Genomic DNA, 21,899 nt, shown 5'->3' with positions numbered 1-21,899 from the left:
CCCGGGATGGTCCGGCTGTCCACCCGAGTGATGGAGCAACACATGCCGGCAATCGTCCTCATCGGCGCCCAGTGGGGCGACGAGGGCAAGGGCAAGGCCACGGATCTGTTCGGCGAGCGACTGCAGTGGGTGGTGCGCTACCAGGGTGGCAACAACGCCGGCCACACCGTGGTGCTGCCGAACGGCGACAAGTTCGCGCTTCACCTCATCCCGTCGGGCATCCTCTCGCCCGGTGTGAACAACGTGATCGGCAACGGCGTCGTCGTGGATCCGGGTGTGCTGCTCACCGAACTCGACGGCCTCGAGAAGCGCGACGTGGACACGTCGAAACTGCTGCTCAGCGCCGATGCGCACCTGATCATGCCTTACCACGTGGCCATCGACAAGGTCACCGAACGTTTCCTCGGTGCCCGCAAGATCGGCACCACCGGACGCGGCATCGGCCCGTGCTATCAGGACAAGATCGCCCGCGTCGGAGTGCGCGCGGCGGATGTCCTGGACGAGAAGATCCTGACCCAGAAGGTCGAGGCCGCACTGGAATTCAAGAACCAGGTGCTCGCCAAGATCTACAACCGGCGCGCCCTCGAGTCGGAGAAGGTGGTGGAGGAGGTGCTCGGCCAGGCCGAGGGCTTCAAGCACCGCATCGCCGACACCCGGCTCGCGTTGAACCAGGCGCTCGAGCGCGGCGAGACGGTGCTGCTCGAGGGTTCGCAGGGCACGCTCCTCGACGTCGATCACGGCACCTATCCGTTCGTCACGTCGTCCAACCCGACGGCGGGCGGCGCGGCCGTGGGTTCGGGCGTCGGCCCGGGTCGGATCACCACCGTCCTCGGCATCCTGAAGGCGTACACCACGCGCGTCGGCTCGGGCCCGTTCCCGACGGAGCTGTTCGACGAGTCGGGCGAGTACCTGGCCAAGCAGGGCGGCGAGGTGGGTGTCACCACCGGCCGCGCCCGGCGCACCGGCTGGTTCGACGCCGTCATCGCGCGGTACGCCACGCGCGTCAACGGCATCACCGACTACTTCCTCACCAAGCTCGACGTGCTGTCCTCGCTCGACACCATCCCGATCTGCGTCGCGTACGACGTGGACGGCGTGCGTCACGACGACATGCCGATGACGCAGACCGGGTTCCATCACGCGAAGCCGATCTACGAGGAGATGCCCGGGTGGTGGGAGGACATCTCGGGGGCGCGGACCTTCGAGGAGTTGCCCGTCAATGCCCAGAGGTACGTGCTGCGTCTCGAGGAGCTCTCGGGGTCGTACATGTCGTACATCGGCGTCGGTCCGGGCCGTGACCAGACCATCGTGCGGCGCGACATCCTGTCCTGACACGGTCGAGATATCACAAATGGCGTGACGATAACGCCAGGATGGCTCATACTGTGGCTCAGGTTCGCTATGAGGTGGAACAAAACGGATCCCCCTCTCGGCGAGAGCAGGTCAGTGGAGGACCGCTATGGACAGCACCTACGTCGGGCTCGAGGTCTTCCAGTGCCAGTTCGAGCGTTTCAGCTTCGAGCACTCGTGGATCGGTGACCGTGTCGGTGAGCTGATGCTGGGGCCGCGCGGCGGCGGCATGCTCGAGTTCCAGCACGCCACGGTCTTCGCGCTCCCCGAGGGCGGCGCGCACGAGGTGCACGGCGACATCCTCGCCTGGTACCTCGCGCACGGCGGCCCGAGTGGATCGCTCGGCTACCCGCTCACCGACGAGAAGCGCACTCCGACGGGCCACGGCCGCTACAACGTGTTCGAGAACGGCACCGTCGGATGGCTCCCGGGTACCGGGGCATTCCTCATGGGATCCGTCCGCACCGCCTGAACTGGACTGCACCCCGGTGTCCACCGAGGTGGATACTGGACCTCATGGTGACTCGCGTGATCGGTGCCTCGACTCTCTCGCGGGACCTCGGGCACTGGCGGCCGTCGGGGCGGCACCGGCCGGTCTACCGGGCACTCGCCGACGGGATCCGGCTCCTGGTCCACGACGGCCGCATCCCCCTGGGCGTCGCCCTGCCCAGTGAGCGCGATCTGGCGGGAGCCCTGTCGCTGTCCCGCACCACCGTCACCAACACGTACGCGGCACTGCGTGACGAGGGGTACCTGTTGAGCAGGCAGGGTTCCCGCAGCACGGTCGCACTGCCGCGGACCACCCTGGCGGGGCGGCCGGCCCGCGCGGCCGCGTCGGTGATCGATCTGACCCATGCCGCCGTCACCGCCCCGTCCGACGAAGTGACACAGGCGTACGCCGCTGCGCTGGAGGCACTTCCGGCCTACTACACGGGTCACGGTATCGAGCCGGTCGGTCTCGCGACACTGCGGCAGGCCCTGGCTCGCCGGTACGACGAGCGGGGGTTGCCCACGTCGCCGGACCAGATCATGGTGACGTCCGGCGCGCAGCAGGCCTGGCGGCTGCTGCTCGAGGTGCTGGTGTCGCCAGGTGACCGGGTGGTGGTCGATCACCCGACGTATCCCAATGCGCTGGAGGCGATTCGACGAACTGCGGCGCGCGCGGTGCCCGTTCCGTTGAGGCCGCGGGAGTACTCGACCCCTGGATCGGCGCGTTCGTCGAGGCGATGGGACCTCGACGCGATTCGCGACGCGACGGTGCAGACGGGGGCGCGAATGGCGTACGTGCTGCCCGACTTCCACAATCCGACGGGTGCTCTGCTCGATGTCGCCGGCCGCGCGGAACTGGCGTCGAACGCCCGCCGGACCGGCACCACGCTGGTGGTGGACGAGTCGATGGCCGACCTGTGGCTGGACGAGGCGCCGCCCGCTCCGGTCGCGGCGGTGGGGCATCCCGGCACCGTCGTCACCGTGGGGTCCGCGTCGAAGGCGTACTGGGGTGGTCTGCGGGTCGGCTGGATCAGGGCGTCGCCGTCGCTGATCTCTCGCTTGGCGACATCGCGGGCCGCCGTCGACATCGGCACGCCGATCATGGATCAGCTCGCGTGCGCGGCACTGATCGAGCGGCACGAGGAGATCTTGGTTCCCCGCCGCGCGGAACTCCGTGGTAACCGGGATGCGCTGACGGCGGCTCTGGCGCGGCACCTGCCGGACTGGTCGTACGACCCGGCGCCGGGCGGCCTGTCGTTGTGGGTTCAGATGCCTGCCGCGGCGTCCACGGCTCTCGCCGCGATCGCGCCGGCGCACGGGGTGGCGCTGGCGGCGGGGCCGCGGTTCGGGGTGGAGGGGGCGTTCGAGCGCCACGTGCGCCTGCCGTACACGGAGGGTGCCGATCGATTGGAGGCTGCGATCGACCGAATTGCGTTCGCGTACCAATCCCTGAAACCGACCGACGGGGATTATTCCGCCGTCGTGCTGTGAAGTGGGGCGGCCGACGGAGAATGGCCGGACAGTCAGCGGGAGCCGAAGACCTCGTGATCGAGTTCGGCCATGTCCCACTGGAGCTCGGAGCCGAGTTCCTCGTGGTCCGCGCGCGATGCGGCGCGTCCGAGCAGCACTGCGGCACCCGCGGCGACCAGCAGCCACACCACTCCGACGACCACGACGACTATCACGATTCCGTTTGTAGCACCTCGAACTGAAAACATTCTGTGAAACGCGAGACTTGGATCGGTTTCTTACGGAGTAAACCGGAATGAATCTCGATCGGCCCGCTCGGCGGCTGCCCGCTCGCCGATTCGCGTCGGTTTGCGCGGAGGTACTCGTGGGTACAGTCGAACGTATGAGCGATGCGAATGACACCACCAAGACAGGCAATGCGGACGTCGACCAGAGCGCGGAGAAGGATCCGTCCGACTGGGTCACCGGCGACGAGCCGCCCACCGGCCCCCAGTTGAGCTACCTCGAGACGCTGGCCCGCGAGGCCGGCGAAGAGGTGCCGTCGGACCTGACCAAGGCGCAGGCGTCCGAGATGATCGACAAGCTGCAGTCCGAGACGGGCCGCGGAACCAGCTAGACCCCGTCCGTGCCGCGCGCGTCGTACTCGGCGCGCGCGGCCGTCACGGTCGGAAGCGTCGACTCGACGAACTCGATGAGGCCGACGAGCCGGGTCGCCGTCTCGCGCCCGAGGTCGGTGAGTGCGTACTCCACCTTCGGCGGAATCTGTTCGAGCACGGTGCGGGTGATCAGCCCGTCACGCTCCAGCCGCTGCAGTGTCTGCGACAGCATCCTCTCGCTGACCCCGTCCACGCGCCGCCGCAGAGCCCCGAACCGGTACGGCCCCTCGTACAGCGCGGCGAGCGCCAGCAGGCCCCAGCGACTGGTGATGTCCTGCATCGTGTCGCGGGACGAGCAGTGGCGAGAGAACACGTCGGCTTCGAGTGTCGGGTCGGTGTCGGGCACGAGCGCCATCCTACCAGCTGGTCCGTAAGTGGTTACGAGGAATGTTGCACTGCACGAATAGTAAGTGCATAGTGGTGCCGACGGCCGGATCGGTCGCAGCGGCACACCCTCGTGGTGCGCCGGACGACGCTCACTCTCCAGGGAGACATGCTCATGACCACGACAGCGGTGACCGGCGCGACCGGACAACTCGGCAGCGCAGTGATTCGATCGCTCCTCGATCACGGGGTCGCCGCGGGCGACATCGTGGCCGTGGTGCGCGACGAGGCCAAGGCCGCCGACCTGGCGGCGCGCGGTGTCGCCGTCCGCGTCGCCGACTACGCGGATCCCGCTGCGTTGCGCGCCGCTCTCGACGGGGTGGACAAGCTCCTGCTCGTGTCGGGTTCCGAGCCCGGGAGGCGAATCCCGCAGCACACCAACGTCATCGAGGCCGCCGAGGCGGCCGGTGTCTCGCTCATCGCGTACACCAGTGTGCTGAAGGCGCCGACGAGCGGCATCAGTCTCGCGCCCGAGCACGTCGCCACCGAGGAGCGCCTCGCGTCGTCCTCCGTGCCGTCCGTGCTGCTGCGCAACGGGTGGTACTGGGAGAACTACGCGGCGTCGATCGGCCAGGCACAGCACACCGGCGCCATCATCGGGAGCGGCGGGTCGGGTGTCGTGGCCGGTGCTGCTCGGGCCGACTACGCGGCGGCCGCGGCCGCGGTCCTGATCGCCGACGACCAGGCGGGCGCCGTGTACGAGCTGGGCGGCGAGCGTCTGACGTACGAGGGTCTGGCGGGTGCGATCTCCGAGATCATCGGCGCGCCGGTGGAGTACCAGGATCTGAGCACCGACGAGCACATCGGCGCGCTCGAGGGTGCGGGACTGCCCGCGCCCGTCGCGCAGATGCTGGCGAGCGCCGACGCGGGCATCGCCCGCGGCGACCTCGACACCGAGTCGGGCGATCTGACTCGACTGCTCGAGCGTGAGCCGGTCTCGGCCGTCGACGCGCTGCGCGCCACGATGAGCTGAGCCGACAGGTCAGGACCCCGGCGCCAGCGCCGCGAACCAGCGCAGCGCGTCGGGGTCGTCGACCGACTCCGGATCGGCCACCGTCGACGGGTCCGCACCCGACAGGATCTTCTTGACCGGGATCTCGAGCTTCTTCCCGGTCCGCGTGTGCGGCACGGCGCGGATCTCGATGATGTCGTCCGGGACGTGACGCGGCGAGGCCTCCCTCCGCAGCGCCGCCGAGATGCGTTCGCGCAGATCGTCATCGAGCTCCACGTCGTCGGACGTGACGACGAACAGCGGCATCCAGTAGCTGCCGTCCGGGCGTTCGAGACCCACGACGAGACTCTCTGCGATGCCGGGCAGACGCTCGACCACGCCGTAGATGTCGGCGCTGCCCATGCGCACACCGTTGCGGTTGAGCGTGGCGTCCGATCGTCCGTGGATCACCACGCTGCCCCTGCTGGTCACGGTGATCGAGTCGCCGTGCCGCCAGACGCCGGGGAACGTGGAGAAGTACGCGTCGGCGTAGCGGTCACCGCTCGGGTCCTTCCAGAACCCGACGGGCATGGACGGCATCGGCGCGACGATGACCATCTCACCCGGTTCGTCCACCAGCGGGGTCCCGTCGTCGCTCCACGCCTCCAGAGCGACACCGAGATTCACGGCAGGAATCTCGCCGGGGACCACGGGCACCCCGGTGGGCGCTCCCACGAATCCGCTGACGACGTCCGTGCCGCCCGACACCGGCGCGAGGTGCACCGACCGCCCCACGTGCTCCGCCACCCAGCCGTGCGCCGCGGCGGGGAGGACCGACCCGGTGACCCCGAGAATGCGCAGTGCCGAGAGGTCCTGTGCCCGAGCCGGTTCGACCCCGACACTCTCGCAGTGCAGGAGGTACCCGGGACTGGTGCCGAGCACGGTCACGCGGTGCCGCGCCGCGAGCTCCCACAGTGCGCCGGCGTCCGGATGGCCGGGGCTGCCGTCGTAGCAGACGACGGTCGAGCCCACGAGCAGCCCGGCCAGCAGGTAGTTCCACATCATCCAGCTGGGTGAGGTGTACCAGAGGAACACGTCGTCCTCGGTCATGTCCGACTGCAGCGCAGCAGATTTGAGGTGCTCGAGCAGCACACCGCCGTGTCCGTGAACGATGCCCTTGGGGCGCCCGGTGGTGCCGGAGGAGAACAGCACCCACAGTGGGTGGTCGAACGGGACAGGCTCGGGGAGCACCCGTGGGCCACCGCGCCCCTCGTCGAGCAGATCGTCCCATCGGACGGCTCCGGGTACGTCGGTGCCGAGTCGGGAGAAGGCGATCACCGCGCGCAGGGAGGGAATCGAGGCCTGCAGTACCGCCACCTGGTCCCGGCGGTCGCGGTCCAGACCGGCGAAGCGGTAGCCGTCGGCGGTCACCAACACCGTCGGTTCGAGCTGTCCGAGCCGGTCCACCGCGGCGGCCGCGGAGTAGTCCTGCCCGCACGAGGTCCAGACGGCGCCGAGTGCGGCGGTGGCGAGGAACGCGACGGCGGCCTCGGTCGTGTTCGGGACGTAACCGGCCACCCGGTCGCCGCTCCGCACGCCGAGGCGGTGCAGCGCGGCGGCGATCGAGGAGATCTGCTCGGCCAGTTCCGCGTAGGACGATGTGCGGGTGCCGAGCCCGCCCGGCTCGGTGTCGTCGATGATCGCCACGGACTCGGGTGACCGGTCGCACCACGCCAGTACACGATCCACGTAATTCAGGCGGGCACCCCGGAACCACTGCCGCCCGCTGAACACGCGGGGGTCCTCCGAGGGGGACAGGACGGACTCGTGACCGGTGAGCGGCACGTCGAAGAAGGTGCCGACGCCGGCCCAGAACTGTTCCGGCTCGTCGACCGACCAGCGATGCAGCGCGCCGTAGTCGGAAGAAGAGCGTCCCGTGAACGTGGCGACCGAGTCCGAGAACCGGGCGAGAGGGCGGGGGTTCATGAGGACAGTCTGATGAACCCGGTCGGCGAGCCCGGCGCCGTGATCATTCCGTTACCCGCCGTGACCTCATCGTGATGTTCCGGTTCGCCGAATCGCGATGTCGATCGATCAGAGTTGTCTGCAAGGCGGTCCAGCCCAGGGCCCTTCGCTACACCCTCGGTACCGGTGCGAGACACCGCGTCCGAGCAGCGCCGCAGAAGGAACATGATGACCACGGTTGCTCCTTCCCACCACTCCTCCAGCCCGTTCGACGTCGTCGTCCACACAGGCCACGACGGCCGCCGCATCGTCGCCGTCCGTGGCGACGTCGACCTCGTCACCGCGCGCGACCTGACCCGCTGCCTCCGAGCGGCCGTCTCGGACGGCCCCGTCACGGTCGACCTCACCGACGTCCGGTTCTTCAGCTCGGCCGGCGTGACCGCGATCGAGGACGTCCTGTCGGACGCCCCGACCGCGATCGACGTCGTGATCTCGCCGTCACCTCGGGTGCGGCGCACTCTCGGTGTCCTCGGCCTCACCCGTCTCGTGCCGGTCGTGGCTTCGGTGGAACCGGAGCCGCTCGCGAGCTGACCCGCTCGTCACGGACGCAGGATGATCTTCACGGCTCCGTCCTGCTTCTTCTGGAAGATCTCGTAGGCGTGCGGCGCCTGCGTCAACGGCAGGGTGTGGGTCGCGAAATCGTCCACGCCCAACGGATCGTCGTCCGTCAGCAACGGCATGATGTCGTCGACCCACCTCTTGACGTTCGCCTGACCCATGCGCAGTTGGATCTGCTTGTCGAACATGGTCATCATCGGCATCGGATCCGCCGCGCCGCCGTACACGCCGGACAGTGAGATCGTGCCGCCCCGGCGGACAATGTCGACCGCCGAGTAGACCGCGTCGAGGCGGTCCACTCCGGCCTTCTCCATGAACGGTTTCGCGAGGGCGTCCGGGAGCAGACCCGCCACCTGCTGCGCGGCCTTCGCCACCGGTGAGCCGTGGGCCTCCATTCCGACCGCGTCGACGACCGAGTCGGTACCGCGGCCGTCGGTCAGTTCGCGAACGACGTCTCCGACCTGCCCGCCGTGGGCCCGGAGATCCACCGTCTCGATGCCGCGAGCGCGAGCACGCTCGAGTCGTTCGGGTACGCGGTCGACGCCGATGACGCGGTATCCGAGATGGGTGCCGATGCGTGCCGCCATGTCGCCGATCGGACCGAGGCCCAGCACGGTCAGCGAGCCGCCCTCGGGCACCCCCGCGTACTGCACGGCCTGCCACGCGGTGGGCAGTACGTCGGACAGGTAGACGAATCGCTCGTCGCTCGGGCCCTCCGGGACCTTGATGTGGGTGAAGTCGGCGTGCGGCACCCTCAGGTACTGCGCCTGGCCGCCCGGCACTGATCCGTAGAGCTCGGAGTAGCCGAACAGTGCTGCGCCCATACCGGTCTCGCGTACCTGGGTGGTCTCGCACTGGGTGTACAGCGACTGATCGCACATGAAGCACGAGCCGCACGAGATCTGGAACGGGACGACGATGCGGTCGCCCACCGCCAGCGTCGACACGGCGCTGCCGACCTCGCGCACGATGCCCATCGGTTCGTGGCCGAGGATGTCACCGACGTTCATGAACGGCCCGAGCACCTCGTAGAGGTGCAGATCGGAGCCGCAGATGTTGGTGGACGTCACCTCGATGATGGCGTCCGTCGGATCCTGGATCGTCGGATCCGGGACGTTGTCGACGCGGACGTCGCGCTTGCCGTGCCAGGTCACTGCTCTCATGATGTGCCTTTCGTGTCGTGCGGATGCGGGAATACTCAGGTGATCGGGGAACCGCCGGTCACGCCGATGACCTGCCCGGTGATGTAGCTGGACTCGCCCGAGGCGAGGAACACGTACGCGGGTGCGAGTTCCGCGGGCTGTCCCGGACGTCCGAGCGGCACCTGGTCGCCGAAACCGTCGACACTGTCCGACGGCATCGTGGCCGGGATCAGCGGTGTCCAGATGGGTCCGGGTGCCACGACGTTCACGCGGATGCCCTGTCGGGCGACGTCGCTCGCGAGCCCCTTGGAGAAATTGATGATGCCGGCCTTGGTGGTGGCGTAGTCGAGCAGTTCGGGTGAGGCGCTCACGCCCTGGACGGAGGAGGTGTTGACGATGGTCGAGCCCGGATCCATCACGGCCACAGCCTTCTTGGACAGCCAGAACAACGCGTACAGGTTGGTCTTCAGTACGCGGTCGAACTGCTCGGTGGTGATGTCGGCGATACCGCCGCTCTGGGCCATCTGGAACGCCGCGTTGTTCACGAGAATGTCGAGACCGCCCAGTTCGCGCACCGCGGTGTCGATCAGGGCGTCGCAGTGCGCCTCGTCGCGAATGTCACCGGGGACGCTGACGGCCCGGCGGCCGGCCTCCTCGACGAGCCGCACCGTCTCGCGCGCATCGGGCTCCTCGGACTCGAGGTACGACAGCACGACGTCGGCGCCCTCGCGCGCGAACGCCAGGGCGACGGCGCGGCCGATGCCGCTGTCCGCTCCGGTGATCAGTGCCTTCCGGCCGGTGAGCCGCCCTGATCCGCGGTAGGTGGACTCCCCGTGGTCGGGGGTGGTCCGCATGTCCTCGGTCAGCCCGGGATGCGAGATCGGTTGCTGCCCCTCGCGATCCGGCGTCGGGTAGGCGGTACGCGGGTCTCTCTTGGTGTATTGGTCGATCGAGCCGTTCGACGAAGTCATACCGGCCGGGTACCCGCGTTCCCGACCGGGAATCCTGGTCCCGCCTCAGGAACGCGGGTGCAACAGCGCTCGCGAGAATCGTCCGGACACGTCGTGACGCACCCGTCCGTCTCGGCCGATCGACACGACGCCGCCGGCCCACGAGGGGTCGGTGTCCGCCGCGGACTGCGGGTCGGTGGTGCCCTCGGCGTCGGTGCCGTCGTGCGAGCTGACCGTCAGCGACCGCCTGATGGACTCGTCGATACCCACGAGAGAGTCGACGGCGTGCGCGAACGTGTCCGTGGCCGCGTTGCCGCGACGGACGATCATGTCGTGATGCAGGCTGTCCACCAACGAGATCACGGTGCCGGGCGGCATCTGTGTGATGGCGGCGACGGCTCGCCCGACGATCGGTGTGGGAACCAGCGGCACGCGGAACTGGGGCCGCGACAGTTCGGCGATGGTCGCGTAGCGGGTGAGCAACTCGGGGTAGGTGAGCACCTCGGTCCCGCCGATGTCGTACGACCCCGGAATGGGCTCGTCACCGAGAGCGGCGGCGATGATGTGCAGGACGTCGGTCGTCGCGATCGGCTGCACCTTCTTCACCATCCAGCTCGGCACGGGGGTGACCGGGAGCCGTTCGACCATCCTGCGCACGAGCTCGAACGAGGTGGAGCCGGACCCCAGGATGATGGCCGCTCGGAACACCGTCGCCGGAACGGACGAGTTGAGGAACACCTCCTCGACCTGTAGGCGGGACGTGATGTGGTCGGAGAGGTCCTCGTCGTCGTCGGGCACGTGGCCGGACAGGTAGACGATGCGGCCCACGCCGTGCTTCTCCGCGGCGCGCGCGACGGCCTGCGCGGCCTCGCGATCCTTGGTCACGAAGTCGCCGTCGTCCATCGAGTGCACGAGGTAGACGACCGCGTCCGCACCCTCGAGCGCGGCGTCGATGGACTTCTCGTCGGTGATGTCGAAGTGGACCGGCGTCACGTCGTCCTCCCAGCTGAAGGAGGACGCCTTGCTGTCGTCACGCATGGCGGCGAGCACGTCGTGACCGTCGCCCAGCAGGATGGGAACGAGACGTGAGCCGATGTAGCCGGTGGACCCGGTGACCAGGATGCGCAAGACATGCCTTTCGAGTGAGTGGTCGTGGTTTACCCGTCCCCGGTCGCGGTCAATCTGTGCCGAGTGTCATGCCCGCTGCTGCTCGAGGAGGTCGGATGAACGCGACTCGAGAACGGGAGCCGTCGGACATCGCGTCGGCGCTGGCGGCGTTCGCTCGCGACCTGACGGCGCACACCGATCTCGACGACACGTTGCGCAGGGTCACCGAGGCGGCTCTCGATCTGGTTCCCGGAACGGACGCCGCCGACGTGGTGGCGATCTCGGGCAGGTCGTCGTTCACCTCGCACGGGCCCACGTCGTCCCTTCCGCCGCGGCTCGACGCAGCTCAGATCGAGTTCGGGGAGGGCCCGTGCCTGGACGCGGCGACCACCACCGCGGTGGTGCGGGCCGATGATCTGACCACCGATACCCGGTGGCCGAAGTACGCGCCGATCGCCCTGGCGGAGGGCGTGCGGAGCTCGCTCTCCTTTCAACTCTTCACCCACCGCGACACCTTCGGTGCCCTGAACCTGTTCGCGTTCGAGCCCCGAGCCTTCACCGACGACGCGATCATGGTCGGGGAGGCGCTCGCCACCCACGCCGCGATCGCTCTGACAGCGGGTCGGGTCGAGGATCAACTGCATTCGGCCCTGGCGTCCCGGGACGTCATCGGGCAGGCCAAGGGCATGATCATGGAGCGTTTCGGCGTCGACGCCCAGCAGGCCTTCACCCTGCTGACCAGGCTGTCCCAGGACTCCAACACCCCGATCGGCCGGTTGTCGGTCCAACTGGTGGAGAAGGGGTCGGAGTCGGCTCGCTGAGGTGCCGGGTCACGAGAACTCGGCGTGCAGTTCGGGGAGGAACGCCGCGAGGTGGTTCATCTCCTGCCCGCAGTGCATCAGCAGGTCACGACCGAGGTCGAGGCTCAGCTGCAGATCGGTCGGATCGACCGACGCACCACGGGCCACCGCACACGCGGCCTGCGTCACGTTCGGTACGTGCAGGCCGCGGAGGTTCAGGTGGAACCGGCTGCGCATCTCGGCGCCGCCCTCGATCGGGCGGACCTGGTGGGCGAGCCACCCCAGGTCCACGGGGGCGATGCTGCTCCCGACGCGGCCGAAGACGATGGTCTGATCCGACGGCACGGTGAACCCGTGCGCCACCGGGTCTCGGAAGTTGATCCCGAGCTGCTGCAGTTTCGGCCCCACGTACTCGTCGACGTAGGTGGTGTTGCCGATGTACTTCTGCCGGTCCGGGAGGTCGGCGGTGGTGAGGTCGGTGTCCAGGGCAGCGAACTGGTGCGCGTCGGGATGCCACAACTTGTAGCGCGCGGCCTCGCTGGAGTGCCACCCGAACCACCAGTCCCACATAGCCGCAGTGACTCTCGGCATGACGGTGCGCACCGCCACGAAGACCACTCCGTCGGCGCCCTGGCCGTACCCGGTCTCCACGGCGGACGTCCCGGTCGGGCCGAGATCGCGCGTGATGTCCTCGAACCGAGGCACTGCTCCCGCCGGTAGCGCCGGGCCGGCGAAGGCGTCGGCCACGATCTGCGGCGCGGGGGCGGTCCGGGCCTGCATGTAGCGGGCGTACGGGAGCGCGAAGTCGGCGCCGCGGTAGCCGGGATAGCGAACGGCGCAGGCCGCCGAGGGGAGTGTCGGCGCTGCGCGGACGCGCGGGGCGATCCCCACCGTGACCGCTCCCGCGGCGACGGCGGCCGCTCCCAACATCCCGCGACGACTCATGGACCGATTCCTCAACATCTGTACAGAAAAGACGCCGGCGACCCCGGTGTCAAGCACGAGCGGACGTGCCGAGACGGGTGTACCCTCAACGCCTGTCATGACAGTGACGCGGCAGTCGGGGGACGGTGGAGCGGGCTCGATCAGCCCGTTCCGCCGGCGCGATCATCGTGAGCCGACCGTGACCGGTGATGGTGGTACCGGCACGTCAGGGCCGTAACATCTCACCAATGAGTGATGGTGAGACGGTGGAGAAGCCCAGAAGTCGGCGCTCACTCATCTCTGCCGCCGCGGTGCAGGTACTCGCCGAACGCGGTCCCCGTGGGTTCACTCATCGTGCGGTCGATCAGGCCACCGGTCTCGGTGCCGGCGCCGTCAACTATCACGCGCCCGATCGAGCCACCCTGCTCTCGCTGGCGCTCGACGAGGTGTTCCGGAGAGATCTCGAGGTCGCCGGTCGGCACTTCGCACTCGACACCTGGCATCACGACGCCGTGGTCGACGCCGTCGTCGGGTTCGTCCGCGACATGTGCAGCGAGGAGCATCGCGGCCGCGTCGTCGCACGGCACCACCTTCTCGGCGAGGGTCTGGTGCGGCCCGAACTCAAGGCGGCGTTCGACGCCCAGTTGGCCGCGTTCGTCGGCCTGGTGTCGTCCAAGATGAGCGAGGCGGGCTACCCCGCGACCGTGGCGTCGGCGGAACTGTTCGCCATGTCCGTGGACGGTCTGCTCACCCGCCAGGTGGTCATCGGGGTCGAACCGCTTGCCGACGAGGAGATTCCGCGCATCGTCTCCATCATCGCCCGGAGGTGGTGACGCGCCGGTCCCGCGTTTGAATCGCGTCCGTTCGGGAATGCCATTCCTGAAGAAAGGCGGCAGATGCTGCCAGCGCATCTGCGCCGACGGAAGGTTCTCGTGTGACGACGATTCATCGCGACACGATCGGCATGGTGCGTGCACACCCCGGTGTGTACGCCCCCCAGGACGATTCGAGACTGCTCTGCGAGGTCATGCCGGTGGCGGCGTCGCCCCTGGGTGCGCGTGCCCTCGATCTGTGTACGGGTACCGGAGTGCTCGCACTCCAGGCTGCGTGTCTCGGTGCACGTGAGGTGCTCGCCTACGACCTGGATGCTCGCGCTGTCGCGTGCGCCCTGGACAACGCCGAGCGCATCGGTGTCGAGGTCGATGCGCGACAGGGCACGCTCATCGACGCCCTCGCCGAGGCGCCGTTCGACCTCGTGGTCTCCAATCCGCCGTACGTGCCGTCGCCGACCGCGCCGGAGGGGCGCGGTGTGCACCGTGCGTGGGACGCCGGCGCCGACGGTCGCATCGTCCTGGACCCGTTGTGCGACAACGCGTTCGATCTCCTCACTCCGGGCGGAACCATGCTGATCGTGCAGTCCGAGTTCGCCGGTGTGGACCGCACGATCGAGCGTCTGATGCGGTCCGGCACCACGGTCGACGTGGTGGCTCGCCGTCGGATCGCGTTCGGTCCCGTCATGCACGCGCGCGCCGAGTGGCTCGAGGCCACGGGCGCCCTGCAGCCGGGTCGGCGCTCCGAGGAACTGGTGGTCGTCCGTGCCCGACGCGCCTGACGCTGCTCCCGCAGCGCGGCTCGTCCGTGTTGTTCCGGGCGGGCCGGTGATGGTGGAGGGGCCCGTCGACGTGGAGATGGAGGACGGCACCCGCGTGCGGTCCGACCGCTTCATGGTGGCTCTCTGCGCGTGTCGACGCAGCAAGAACTACCCCTTCTGCGACACCAGCCATCGCCGCAAGATCCGTGCGTCCACCACCGAGGACCGGGGTCGCGACGACTGACACGGCCCGGACGTTTCACGGCGCCCTGCGGGGGCACTCCGGCGTCGTGGACACCAGGGAACAGCCGACGGTCGTCTCGTCGGAAGAGCAGTGGCGTCGGGTACTGCGTGAGCGCGGGCTGCGCGTGACCCGCCCGCGCCTGCGCGTGCTGAACGTCGTGGCGCGGCACCCACACGTCGACGCCGGCTACGTGGCCCGCACGCTGAAGAGCCAGGGGATGTCGCGGCAGACCGTCTACGGCAACCTCGACGCACTCGTGTCGGTGGATCTCCTGCGCCGGATCGAGCCCGCCAATTCGCCCGCGCTGTACGAACTTCGGGTCGACGGCGACGACCACCACCATCTGATGTGTCGGCAGTGCCGCCGAGTGTTCGACACGGCCCTCACCTCCGATGTGCGTCGACGTGCTCCCGAGCCGGAGGACGACGACTTCGACATCGACGGCGTCGACGTCTTCTTCTGGGGTGTGTGCCGTGACTGCCGGACGGGTAACCAGCAGGTATGAACGATGATCGCGAGAAGATGCTGACGGACCACCACCGTCCGGACGGGTCCGACGATGCCACGGTGTCCGCCGTCGGTTCGGTCTCGGAGGCCCTCGAGTGGGTGGAACGCGCCCGCGGTCACCTGTACACGTTCCACCAGCTCATGGGCCACGCCGATCTCCAGTTCGGCTCTGCCGCGGACGAGCTCCGCGACGCCGGGCACGGTGACGCAGCGGACGCACTGGAGCGAGAGGTGATCGGCCGCAACGTCATCGAGGGTCGGTGGACGTTCCAGATGGTCGAGGACTTCGACGACGGGTACTGGACCACCGCGCGCGAGCACGAGCGCCGGATCCGCGACGACTTGATGGACGGCCGCCGTCACGTCTTCGAGGCGGAGATGAAGGAGGACCGGCGCACGCACGGCAAGCGCGGTCACGAGGCAACGCCCTGACAGGAGGATCGACACGATGACGATGACGAGCGACACGGTGCGCGGCGTGCTCGACGCACCCGACGGAACGCTGCTGGTGATGCGGGACGGCGAACTGACGATGACCGACGACGATTCGGGTGCCGTTCTGGTGACCACCAAGGCGGCACTCGTCGAGCAACTGGGAGACGACAGGTCACCCGAGCGACTCGAGACGGCGGCCACCGCGCTGAACGACATGATCGACAAGCTCGGGGCGTGATCATGTCGACGTCCGACGAGAAGCACTCGGAGCCGTCCGGTTTCGCGGAGGCGTCGGGGCCACCCGACTTCGGGATCGAGCCGACGCGCCGCGACTCCGGCGACGACCGCCTAGCGGACCCGGCCGAGCAGAGCGCGACCGGTCGAGACGGTGAGCCCGAGCAGCCCTCGGACACCTGACACCGACAGGGCCGAGGACCATACGGTCTCGGTGGTGTTCGGGGGCACCGGGCGGTCGGCGATGCGATCGGCGAGCCAGTTCAGCGTGGCGGGTGCGGCGATGGGATGCAGCGACAGGTGCTCGCTGAGCCGGTCGCGCACGTACGTCACGTGGGCGCCGGCGGTGCGGTACCGCTCCACCTGCCCGTCCACGTCGTCGACGGCGATGATGGGGTCGTGCACCGCCTGCATGATGAGGAGCGGGAAACTCGGTGCGGACTTGCCCGGCTGGATGTCCTGGAAGATCTGCACCAGCTCGGGGGTCGCCATGACGTCGGCGAGCGGGATGTCGGTGTAGCGCTCGAGGTCGTGCATCAGCAGCGTCAGAACGGCGTGCACCGTGGTCTTGCGCTCGAGCGAGGACAGAATGGTCATGCCGGGCTGCGCGACGTGATCGCGGATCGTCCGGTCCAGATCGGGGTAGGTGCGGCGCAGCCCCTCGACCACCATGGTGGGCAACGCGGCGAAGATCGTGCCGTTGAGGCGGGAGAACGCCGATGCCGGATCACCGACGGGCGAGCCCAGCGCGGCACCGACGACGTTCAGCTCCGGCGCGTACTCGTCCGCGGCCTCGGCGGCCCACGACGTGGCCAGCCCGCCGCCCGAATACCCCCACAGTGCGACGGGCGCCGAGTCGTCGAGCTCCAGAGGTGCGAAGGACAGGGCGGCGCGGATGCCGTCGAGAGTGCAGTATCCGGGTTCGATCGGTGCACCCCAGCGGCCGTCCATGCCCTCGTGATCCGGCAGGGACAGCGCCCACCCGCGGCGCAGCGCGTACAGGATGATGAGCAGCTCGAACTGGGGCACGGCGCCGTGGGCGTGTGCTCCGTCCCGCAGCGCGTACGACGGGAAGCAGCGGTCCGAGACGGCGTCGATGGCGCACTGGTAGGACAGCAGCGGCCTGCTCCGACCCGGAACCGCGCCGGCCGGCAGCAGGACCGTGGTGACACCCGTGCGCGGTTCGCCGTGCATGTCGGACGTCCGGTAGAGCAGCTGCCATGCCGACACGCGCTGGCGGATGGTGCCGAACAGGGCGATCTCGACACGGCGCGACCGCAGCACGGCCCCCAGCTCGGCCTTCTCGAACCCGGCGGGGGAGCGGTAGAACGGATCCTTGTTCGGCGTCGTCGTCAGCCGCTCGACGGCATCGTCGGAGTCAGTACTCCGGTCCGCCGCCGTCCCTCGCCCACCCGTGAACGCTGCATCTCGTTCGATGCTCATGTGCGTCTCGCTTCCTGATTCGTCGAGTCACAGTAACCCGACGACGCAGGAGGCGACCGACGCATGCGCCGGATCAGGTGAGGGAGACCAGCTCGTGGATGTCGTCCTTCGGCAGGCCGTCGGTCGCCACGGCCGTGACCGTGGAGCTGTTCAGCGTGATCGAACCCTTGTGGTTGTCGAGGAACGCGGTGTCGGCCGCATCGCGTCCGGTCGCGATCCGGACCAGCGTCGACCGAGGTGCGAGGCACGTCGCGTCCACGACGTGCCAGGTGTCGTTCACCAGGGCCTCCGCGACGGCGTGGAAGTCCATCGGGTCGCATCCGGGTGCATAGACGGCGACCAGACGAGCCGGAACGTTCAGCGCGCGCAGCATCGCGACGACCAGGTGCGCGTAGTCACGGCACACGCCGGCACCGGCGAGCAGCGTGTCCGCCGCACCGTCGATGGGATCGCTGCTCCCCGGGACGTAGTGCAGTCGACGGCCGACCCAGTCGGACACCTCCGACAACAGCACCGCGTCGTCCGACTCGCTGCCGAACTCCGTGGCGGCGAAGCCGAAGAACTTGTCGGCCTCCGCGTACCGGCTCGGACGGAGGTAGACCGAGCGATCGAGATCCGTGACGGGGGACGGCTCCGCGTTCCCGGTGACGGTCGCGTCGTAGTAGACCTGCAGGTTGCCCACCGGCGCCTCGAGGACGTGGATCCGGTTGCCGTGGGCTCCGCTGACCTCGCGGGCCTCGACCGTCTTCCCGTCCAGGACGAACGAGAGGGTCTCGGCGACCTGCGCGCCGGGATGCGGTGCCACGGCGATCTGGAACTCCAGGGTGCTGGCGGCCGTGATGTCGACATCGAGGCGTGCGGAGACGACGCGTTCGGTCATGGAGGTGCTCGTTTCCGGGGGGAGAGGGGGTGTGCGCGGAGGTGTACCCAGCCTGACCAGGAACGACGCGTGTCGCTGGACACAGTGGGACGACCGCGGGCCTGGATCGTGGAATGTGGGCCCCGGAATCCGGGGTCTGGGTTCCACCATCGCCCGGCGGCGAGGGGAGACGTGGAGCCGATGACGGGAATCGAACCCGCGTATTCAGCTTGGGAAGCTGATGTTCTGCCATTGAACTACATCGGCCGGTGGTGCTGCCCTGAAGATTAGCAGGGCGCCCGGGTGGCCTCGGCGGGCTCGGTCGATAGTCTCTGTGCGTGCTGCTCTCCGATCGCGACATCAAGGCCGAGGTGGATGCCGGAACGCTCGGCATCGAACCGTTCGACGAGGCGATGGTGCAGCCGTCGAGTGTGGACGTGCGCCTGGACGGGCTGTTCCGGGTGTTCGACAACTCGCGCTACACCCACATCGATCCGAAGCTGCAGCAGGACGAGCTGACCACCTTGGTGGAGCCCGCCGAGGGGGAGCCGTTCGTTCTGCATCCGGGCGAGTTCGTGCTCGGGTCGACGCTCGAGCTGACGACCCTGCCGAACGATCTCGCGGGGCGACTGGAGGGCAAGTCGAGTCTGGGCCGGCTGGGACTTCTCACACACTCGACGGCGGGTTTCATCGATCCGGGCTTCAGCGGACACATCACGCTTGAGCTCTCGAATGTCGCCAATCTGCCCATCACATTGTGGCCGGGCATGAAGATCGGGCAGCTCTGCTTGTTCCGTCTCTCCAGTCCGGCGATCAATCCTTATGGCAGCTCAGCGCTGGGATCGAAGTATCAGGGACAGCGCGGTCCGACCCCGTCGAAGGCTTATTTGAACTTTCTCCAGTAGACCTACGGTCGGTTTTCGCCGTCGTATACGTTGCTATGCCCGGTTTGACGCTCTACTATCGGTCTGTCTGAAACTCCGACAGCCGATGGTGGTGATCCATGATGCGAACCGAGACGGAAACGTTCGGTGTCTCCATGAGCACCGGGTGCGTGCGCGGAGTCGTGATGGACCCGGAGGGCCGGGTCGTCGAGGCGCGCTCGCTCGCCACCGGATCCGACCATCCTCTGTCCGCGGCAGCTGCGGCAGCGTTCGAGATGGCCGCGGATCTGTGCGTGGGTCCGGACGCGCCGGTGATCGCCGTTGGGGGAGACCCCGAGAGCACCTACGGTCCCGGCGGAGTCCGACTCGTCGCCGAGTGCGACGCGCTGCTGGCCGCCGCACGGATGGAGGGCTGCGTCGACTCGGCTCGCACCCTCGCGATCGTCGACCTCGGTCGGGTCGGCACGCGCGTGCACGTCCTGGACACGCAGACCGGTGACCTGTACTCGAGCGTGGGCATCACGGAACTGTCCGGTGACGCGATCGACGCCGCGGTCACCGATCACCTGTCCACCACCTTCGGTGCTGCCGAGAAGATGAGCCCCGCGGCCGTGCGCACTCTGGCCCGAGACAGTCTCGCGGCCAAGGAGATGTTGTCCGACGAGCGTGCGGTCGACCTGTCGGGGCCGTTCGTCACCGACTCGGTTCGCCTGCGCCGCACCGACTTCGAACTTCTCATCGCCCAGCCCACCGCGATGCTCGTCGACCTCGTGGACGACGCCGTGGCCCGGGGAGCCGACGCCGTGCTCCTGGTCGGCGGCGGTGCGCACATCCCGTCGGTGCGCCGCGACATCGCCGCCCGCGTCGCGGTCCCCGTCATCACGCCGCGCTGGCCGCAGTTCTTCGCGGCGATGGGCGCCGCACATCTCTCCACCGTCGTGCCCCCCGCCGTGGACGCCGTGCCGCTGCCCGTCGTCGCCGCGCCGCCGGCGGACGACGAGGTCACGGCCGCCTTCACCACGGTGGCGGAGCCGGTTTCCACCCCAGCGGCGGAGCCGGCTGACACTCCGGAACCCGAGGTGGCGCCGGAGCCGGAGACCGCTCGACCACCGCTGCCCACGCCGCGCGTCGTCACCGGTGCTCCTCGACGCGCCCGCTCCACGCGGCGACGTCGGTCCCGCGCTGGTGTCGTGGTGGGAACCACGGCGCTCGTCGCCGCGGTCACCCTCGGCGCGGCCGCCGGCGCGTCGGGACGGTCGGAGACCGAGGCCGTGCAGGCGACGGATCGCGTCGTCGTCACGTCGTCCGTCGACGCCACGCCCACTGCCACCACCGTGCCCAGCACTGCCCCGCGCGTCGACGCGGCGCCGGCCTCGCCCTCGGCGGCGTCGTCGAGCGCCACCGCCGCGCCGGCGCCGTCCACGGAGACGCCCGTCGCAGCACCGTCGAGCGTCACGCCGTCGACCTCGATCTCCCAGCGCCCGACGCTCGCCCCGGCACCCTCCACCGCGGTACAGGACGAGCCGGAGGAGACGCCGGCGCCCACCACGACACGGCGGCCGAACTCGAACACCAGCACGACGACGACATCTGCGGCTCCGTCGCCGACGTCCACGACGACTCGGACGACCACGCCCGCGGCAACCAGCGCCCAGCCCACCACGGCGCACTGATCCATCGGGCGGGACCGTACGAGACCACGCATCATCGAGAACGAACAGGCGGACGACGACGACATGCACATCGTGCTGGGAATCTCGGCGACGAGCGACGAGGTGACGGCGGCTCTCGTCGACGTCGAGCTGCCTCGGCTCGGTCCGGTCGACGAGCGCACCATCCCGATGCAGACCGGGTCCCCGGCCGAGGTGGCCGCGGCGGTCGCGACGTCCATCGGTGTCATGCGGCTCCGGGCTGCCCGCGCCGATCTGCTGCTCACCGGTGCCGCCGTCGTCCTCGAGTCGCCGCATCTGCGTGAGCCCGTCGAGTCCGCGCTGCGCGACGGTCACGTTCGCGACGTGGTCGTCGTCGACGCGGTGGACGTCGATCCGTCCCTCGAACCGGCGGTCGCCGTCGCGCTGTGGGCCGACCACGACGCCGGCGACGCGATCACCGGTCCGATCCCGGTGGTGCTGCCCGAGCCGGTCGACGCGTCCTCACGCGAGACGCGCCGAGGGTTCGCCGTCGTGGGTGCGGGAGTCGCTGCCGCCGTCCTGGCCGGATCGTTCGCGGTCTGGGCCGTGACGGGACCCCGGGCTCCCGAGGCTGCCGGTGTCGCGGAACCCCTGTCCACGTCGGCCACCGACTCGGCCGAGGCGGGCACCGGTATCGCTCCCAATCCCGCAGCGCCCGCCGGATCGAGCCCCACGGCCGTTCCGGCACCCGTGCCCGGCGGCACCACGGCCGCGGACGCCCTCACCGGCATCCGCCCCGGTGTCACGCAGCAGAACGGAGCCGTGTCGGTGCCCGCCGCACCCGGTGCCGCGACCACGCGACCGGGAACCTCGTCGGCGGCGCCGTCCAGCGGCGGATCGACGAGCGGTGGATCGACGACGAGTGGTTCCACGAGCGGTGGTTCGACGAGTGGAGGCTCGACGAGTGGAGGCTCGACGAGCGGTGGTTCGACGAGCGGTGGTTCGACCAGCGGTGGTTCGACCAGCGGAGGCTCCACCGGGGGCGGCGGCGGAACCGGCACGGGTGGTACCGATCCCGGCACCGGTACGGGCGGTGGTTCCGGCGGCGACGAGACACCCGGATCGACGGGAGGCTCGTCGTCCGAGCCGCCGACGGATTCCGAGCCGCCGACTCAGCCGTCCGAGCCCGACCCGACGCCGGACACGTCCGGTACCGCGTCGGTCGAGTGACGCCCCGGTTCCTAGTGAAACCAACCAAACTTTGCCAATAGCCACTGAGAACAGA

At 69.1% G+C, this 21,899-nt stretch carries 25 protein-coding genes and 1 tRNA gene; 16 read left to right on the top strand and 10 right to left on the bottom strand.

What is annotated here, in order from left to right:
- Positions 1 to 42 precede the first annotated feature (42 nt).
- The 3 genes from HQ308_RS13905 to HQ308_RS13895 all read left to right on the top strand — a co-directional run bounded on the left by HQ308_RS13905 (position 43) and on the right by HQ308_RS13895 (position 3,330).
- Complete coding sequence (locus HQ308_RS13905) at positions 43 to 1,332, top strand: adenylosuccinate synthase (RefSeq protein WP_027506406.1); 1,290 nt, start codon at positions 43 to 45, stop codon at positions 1,330 to 1,332.
- A gap of 127 nt (positions 1,333 to 1,459) precedes the next feature.
- The gene (locus HQ308_RS13900) at positions 1,460 to 1,822 is read left to right on the top strand and encodes an LGFP repeat-containing protein (protein WP_056443694.1); all 363 of its coding nucleotides are present in this window, start codon (positions 1,460 to 1,462) and stop codon (positions 1,820 to 1,822) included.
- Positions 1,823 to 1,866: 44 nt separating this feature from the next.
- The gene (locus HQ308_RS13895; protein WP_222638846.1) at positions 1,867 to 3,330 is read left to right on the top strand and encodes a PLP-dependent aminotransferase family protein; all 1,464 of its coding nucleotides are present in this window, start codon (positions 1,867 to 1,869) and stop codon (positions 3,328 to 3,330) included.
- 32 nt (positions 3,331 to 3,362) lie between these two features.
- On the opposite strand, the gene HQ308_RS13890 is transcribed toward HQ308_RS13895, so the two are convergent.
- The gene (locus HQ308_RS13890; RefSeq protein WP_155957078.1) at positions 3,363 to 3,524 is read right to left on the bottom strand and encodes a hypothetical protein; all 162 of its coding nucleotides are present in this window, start codon (positions 3,522 to 3,524) and stop codon (positions 3,363 to 3,365) included.
- A 167-nt stretch (positions 3,525 to 3,691) separates the two neighbouring features.
- Between HQ308_RS13890 and HQ308_RS13885 the strand changes: the two genes are divergently transcribed.
- A complete protein-coding gene (locus HQ308_RS13885) occupies positions 3,692 to 3,925 on the top strand; it encodes a DUF3072 domain-containing protein (RefSeq protein WP_027506404.1) in 234 nt (77 codons plus the stop codon).
- Here HQ308_RS13885 and HQ308_RS13880 read toward each other — a convergent pair.
- On the bottom strand, positions 3,922 to 4,320 hold the full coding sequence (locus HQ308_RS13880; RefSeq protein WP_222646749.1) for a helix-turn-helix domain-containing protein: 399 nt from the start codon (positions 4,318 to 4,320) through the stop codon (positions 3,922 to 3,924). The genes HQ308_RS13885 and HQ308_RS13880 overlap by 4 nt on opposite strands.
- A gap of 144 nt (positions 4,321 to 4,464) precedes the next feature.
- Here HQ308_RS13880 and HQ308_RS13875 point away from each other — a divergent pair, with 144 nt between their 5' ends.
- Positions 4,465 to 5,322 (top strand): NmrA family NAD(P)-binding protein, encoded by an 858-nt coding sequence (locus tag HQ308_RS13875; RefSeq protein WP_222646747.1) that lies wholly within the window; start codon positions 4,465 to 4,467, stop codon positions 5,320 to 5,322.
- Positions 5,323 to 5,331: 9 nt separating this feature from the next.
- Here HQ308_RS13875 and HQ308_RS13870 read toward each other — a convergent pair whose 3' ends face one another.
- On the bottom strand, positions 5,332 to 7,266 hold the full coding sequence (locus HQ308_RS13870; RefSeq protein WP_222646746.1) for an acetoacetate--CoA ligase: 1,935 nt from the start codon (positions 7,264 to 7,266) through the stop codon (positions 5,332 to 5,334).
- Between the two features lie 207 nt (positions 7,267 to 7,473).
- Here HQ308_RS13870 and HQ308_RS13865 point away from each other — a divergent pair, with 207 nt between their 5' ends.
- The gene (locus tag HQ308_RS13865) at positions 7,474 to 7,836 is read left to right on the top strand and encodes an STAS domain-containing protein (RefSeq protein WP_222646745.1); all 363 of its coding nucleotides are present in this window, start codon (positions 7,474 to 7,476) and stop codon (positions 7,834 to 7,836) included.
- 8 nt (positions 7,837 to 7,844) lie between these two features.
- On the opposite strand, the gene HQ308_RS13860 is transcribed toward HQ308_RS13865, so the two are convergent.
- From HQ308_RS13860 to HQ308_RS13850, 3 genes are read right to left on the bottom strand one after another with little or no spacing between them, the layout of a single operon-like run.
- A complete protein-coding gene (locus tag HQ308_RS13860; RefSeq protein WP_027506400.1) occupies positions 7,845 to 9,026 on the bottom strand; it encodes a zinc-dependent alcohol dehydrogenase in 1,182 nt (393 codons plus the stop codon).
- A gap of 35 nt (positions 9,027 to 9,061) precedes the next feature.
- Positions 9,062 to 9,976 (bottom strand): SDR family oxidoreductase, encoded by a 915-nt coding sequence (locus HQ308_RS13855; protein WP_222646744.1) that lies wholly within the window; start codon positions 9,974 to 9,976, stop codon positions 9,062 to 9,064.
- A 45-nt stretch (positions 9,977 to 10,021) separates the two neighbouring features.
- A complete protein-coding gene (locus HQ308_RS13850; protein WP_222638843.1) occupies positions 10,022 to 11,083 on the bottom strand; it encodes an NAD(P)H-binding protein in 1,062 nt (353 codons plus the stop codon).
- Positions 11,084 to 11,178: 95 nt separating this feature from the next.
- Here HQ308_RS13850 and HQ308_RS13845 point away from each other — a divergent pair, with 95 nt between their 5' ends.
- Complete coding sequence (locus HQ308_RS13845; protein ID WP_222646743.1) at positions 11,179 to 11,883, top strand: GAF and ANTAR domain-containing protein; 705 nt, start codon at positions 11,179 to 11,181, stop codon at positions 11,881 to 11,883.
- 9 nt (positions 11,884 to 11,892) lie between these two features.
- Here HQ308_RS13845 and HQ308_RS13840 read toward each other — a convergent pair whose 3' ends face one another.
- Positions 11,893 to 12,807 carry a DAPG hydrolase family protein gene (locus HQ308_RS13840; protein WP_222646742.1) on the bottom strand — a complete coding sequence of 305 codons (915 nt, stop codon included), beginning with the start codon at positions 12,805 to 12,807 and terminating at the stop codon, positions 11,893 to 11,895.
- A 227-nt stretch (positions 12,808 to 13,034) separates the two neighbouring features.
- Here HQ308_RS13840 and HQ308_RS13835 point away from each other — a divergent pair, with 227 nt between their 5' ends.
- The 6 genes from HQ308_RS13835 to HQ308_RS13810 all read left to right on the top strand — a co-directional run bounded on the left by HQ308_RS13835 (position 13,035) and on the right by HQ308_RS13810 (position 15,801).
- Positions 13,035 to 13,619 carry a TetR/AcrR family transcriptional regulator gene (locus HQ308_RS13835; protein WP_027506396.1) on the top strand — a complete coding sequence of 195 codons (585 nt, stop codon included), beginning with the start codon at positions 13,035 to 13,037 and terminating at the stop codon, positions 13,617 to 13,619.
- A 101-nt stretch (positions 13,620 to 13,720) separates the two neighbouring features.
- Positions 13,721 to 14,398 (top strand): methyltransferase, encoded by a 678-nt coding sequence (locus HQ308_RS13830; RefSeq protein ID WP_308115782.1) that lies wholly within the window; start codon positions 13,721 to 13,723, stop codon positions 14,396 to 14,398.
- A 49-nt stretch (positions 14,399 to 14,447) separates the two neighbouring features.
- Positions 14,448 to 14,621, top strand: coding sequence for a CDGSH iron-sulfur domain-containing protein (locus HQ308_RS13825; RefSeq protein WP_082544411.1), 174 nt, complete (start codon positions 14,448 to 14,450; stop codon positions 14,619 to 14,621).
- Positions 14,622 to 14,667: 46 nt separating this feature from the next.
- Positions 14,668 to 15,126, top strand: a complete 459-nt coding sequence (locus tag HQ308_RS13820; protein ID WP_222646741.1) for a Fur family transcriptional regulator — start codon at positions 14,668 to 14,670, stop codon at positions 15,124 to 15,126.
- Positions 15,123 to 15,560 (top strand): hypothetical protein, encoded by a 438-nt coding sequence (locus HQ308_RS13815; RefSeq protein ID WP_222646740.1) that lies wholly within the window; start codon positions 15,123 to 15,125, stop codon positions 15,558 to 15,560. The genes HQ308_RS13820 and HQ308_RS13815 overlap by 4 nt, the downstream gene beginning before the upstream one ends.
- 16 nt (positions 15,561 to 15,576) lie before the next feature.
- Positions 15,577 to 15,801, top strand: a complete 225-nt coding sequence (locus tag HQ308_RS13810) for a hypothetical protein (RefSeq protein ID WP_027506392.1) — start codon at positions 15,577 to 15,579, stop codon at positions 15,799 to 15,801.
- Positions 15,802 to 15,911: 110 nt separating this feature from the next.
- On the opposite strand, the gene HQ308_RS13805 is transcribed toward HQ308_RS13810, so the two are convergent.
- The 3 genes from HQ308_RS13805 to HQ308_RS13795 form a co-directional block, all read right to left on the bottom strand.
- Positions 15,912 to 17,240, bottom strand: coding sequence for a lipase family protein (locus HQ308_RS13805; protein ID WP_222646739.1), 1,329 nt, complete (start codon positions 17,238 to 17,240; stop codon positions 15,912 to 15,914).
- Between the two features lie 73 nt (positions 17,241 to 17,313).
- Positions 17,314 to 18,120, bottom strand: coding sequence for a transglutaminase family protein (locus HQ308_RS13800; protein ID WP_027506389.1), 807 nt, complete (start codon positions 18,118 to 18,120; stop codon positions 17,314 to 17,316).
- A gap of 172 nt (positions 18,121 to 18,292) precedes the next feature.
- Positions 18,293 to 18,366 (bottom strand) — tRNA-Gly (locus HQ308_RS13795).
- Between the two features lie 71 nt (positions 18,367 to 18,437).
- Between HQ308_RS13795 and dcd the strand changes: the two genes are divergently transcribed.
- From dcd to HQ308_RS13780, 3 genes are all read left to right on the top strand, one after another.
- Complete coding sequence (dcd, locus tag HQ308_RS13790; RefSeq protein WP_027506388.1) at positions 18,438 to 19,004, top strand: dCTP deaminase; 567 nt, start codon at positions 18,438 to 18,440, stop codon at positions 19,002 to 19,004.
- Positions 19,005 to 19,102: 98 nt separating this feature from the next.
- Complete coding sequence (locus HQ308_RS13785; protein ID WP_222646738.1) at positions 19,103 to 20,656, top strand: Hsp70 family protein; 1,554 nt, start codon at positions 19,103 to 19,105, stop codon at positions 20,654 to 20,656.
- Between the two features lie 63 nt (positions 20,657 to 20,719).
- The gene (locus HQ308_RS13780) at positions 20,720 to 21,844 is read left to right on the top strand and encodes a hypothetical protein (RefSeq protein WP_222646737.1); all 1,125 of its coding nucleotides are present in this window, start codon (positions 20,720 to 20,722) and stop codon (positions 21,842 to 21,844) included.
- Positions 21,845 to 21,899: the final 55 nt, after the last annotated feature.

Origin of the sequence: Rhodococcus sp. BP-241, from assembly GCF_019836145.1 — a bacterium.
Taxonomy (GTDB): domain Bacteria; phylum Actinomycetota; class Actinomycetes; order Mycobacteriales; family Mycobacteriaceae; genus Rhodococcoides.
The sequence above is the reverse complement of the archived record's forward strand: the minus strand, read 5'-3'. Positions and strand labels throughout refer to the sequence as shown.

Excerpts from the sequence above, each read along its gene's own strand:
- HQ308_RS13815 (WP_222646740.1), top strand. The coding sequence starts at position 15,123 with ATGAACGATGATCGCGAGAAGATGCTGACGGACCACCACCGTCCGGAC.
- HQ308_RS13800 (WP_027506389.1), bottom strand. The coding sequence starts at position 18,120 with ATGACCGAACGCGTCGTCTCCGCACGCCTCGATGTCGACATCACGGCC.
- HQ308_RS13880 (WP_222646749.1), bottom strand. The coding sequence starts at position 4,320 with ATGGCGCTCGTGCCCGACACCGACCCGACACTCGAAGCCGACGTGTTC.
- HQ308_RS13875 (WP_222646747.1), top strand. The coding sequence starts at position 4,465 with ATGACCACGACAGCGGTGACCGGCGCGACCGGACAACTCGGCAGCGCA.
- HQ308_RS13870 (WP_222646746.1), bottom strand. The coding sequence starts at position 7,266 with ATGAACCCCCGCCCTCTCGCCCGGTTCTCGGACTCGGTCGCCACGTTC.
- HQ308_RS13855 (WP_222646744.1), bottom strand. The coding sequence starts at position 9,976 with ATGACTTCGTCGAACGGCTCGATCGACCAATACACCAAGAGAGACCCG.
- HQ308_RS13865 (WP_222646745.1), top strand. The coding sequence starts at position 7,474 with ATGACCACGGTTGCTCCTTCCCACCACTCCTCCAGCCCGTTCGACGTC.
- HQ308_RS13905 (WP_027506406.1), top strand. The coding sequence starts at position 43 with ATGCCGGCAATCGTCCTCATCGGCGCCCAGTGGGGCGACGAGGGCAAG.
- HQ308_RS13835 (WP_027506396.1), top strand. The coding sequence starts at position 13,035 with ATGAGTGATGGTGAGACGGTGGAGAAGCCCAGAAGTCGGCGCTCACTC.
- HQ308_RS13825 (WP_082544411.1), top strand. The coding sequence starts at position 14,448 with ATGGTGGAGGGGCCCGTCGACGTGGAGATGGAGGACGGCACCCGCGTG.
- HQ308_RS13900 (WP_056443694.1), top strand. The coding sequence starts at position 1,460 with ATGGACAGCACCTACGTCGGGCTCGAGGTCTTCCAGTGCCAGTTCGAG.
- HQ308_RS13780 (WP_222646737.1), top strand. The coding sequence starts at position 20,720 with ATGCACATCGTGCTGGGAATCTCGGCGACGAGCGACGAGGTGACGGCG.
- HQ308_RS13840 (WP_222646742.1), bottom strand. The coding sequence starts at position 12,807 with ATGAGTCGTCGCGGGATGTTGGGAGCGGCCGCCGTCGCCGCGGGAGCG.
- HQ308_RS13895 (WP_222638846.1), top strand. The coding sequence starts at position 1,867 with ATGGTGACTCGCGTGATCGGTGCCTCGACTCTCTCGCGGGACCTCGGG.
- HQ308_RS13810 (WP_027506392.1), top strand. The coding sequence starts at position 15,577 with ATGACGATGACGAGCGACACGGTGCGCGGCGTGCTCGACGCACCCGAC.
- HQ308_RS13805 (WP_222646739.1), bottom strand. The coding sequence starts at position 17,240 with ATGAGCATCGAACGAGATGCAGCGTTCACGGGTGGGCGAGGGACGGCG.
- HQ308_RS13845 (WP_222646743.1), top strand. The coding sequence starts at position 11,179 with ATGAACGCGACTCGAGAACGGGAGCCGTCGGACATCGCGTCGGCGCTG.
- HQ308_RS13885 (WP_027506404.1), top strand. The coding sequence starts at position 3,692 with ATGAGCGATGCGAATGACACCACCAAGACAGGCAATGCGGACGTCGAC.
- HQ308_RS13785 (WP_222646738.1), top strand. The coding sequence starts at position 19,103 with ATGATGCGAACCGAGACGGAAACGTTCGGTGTCTCCATGAGCACCGGG.
- HQ308_RS13860 (WP_027506400.1), bottom strand. The coding sequence starts at position 9,026 with ATGAGAGCAGTGACCTGGCACGGCAAGCGCGACGTCCGCGTCGACAAC.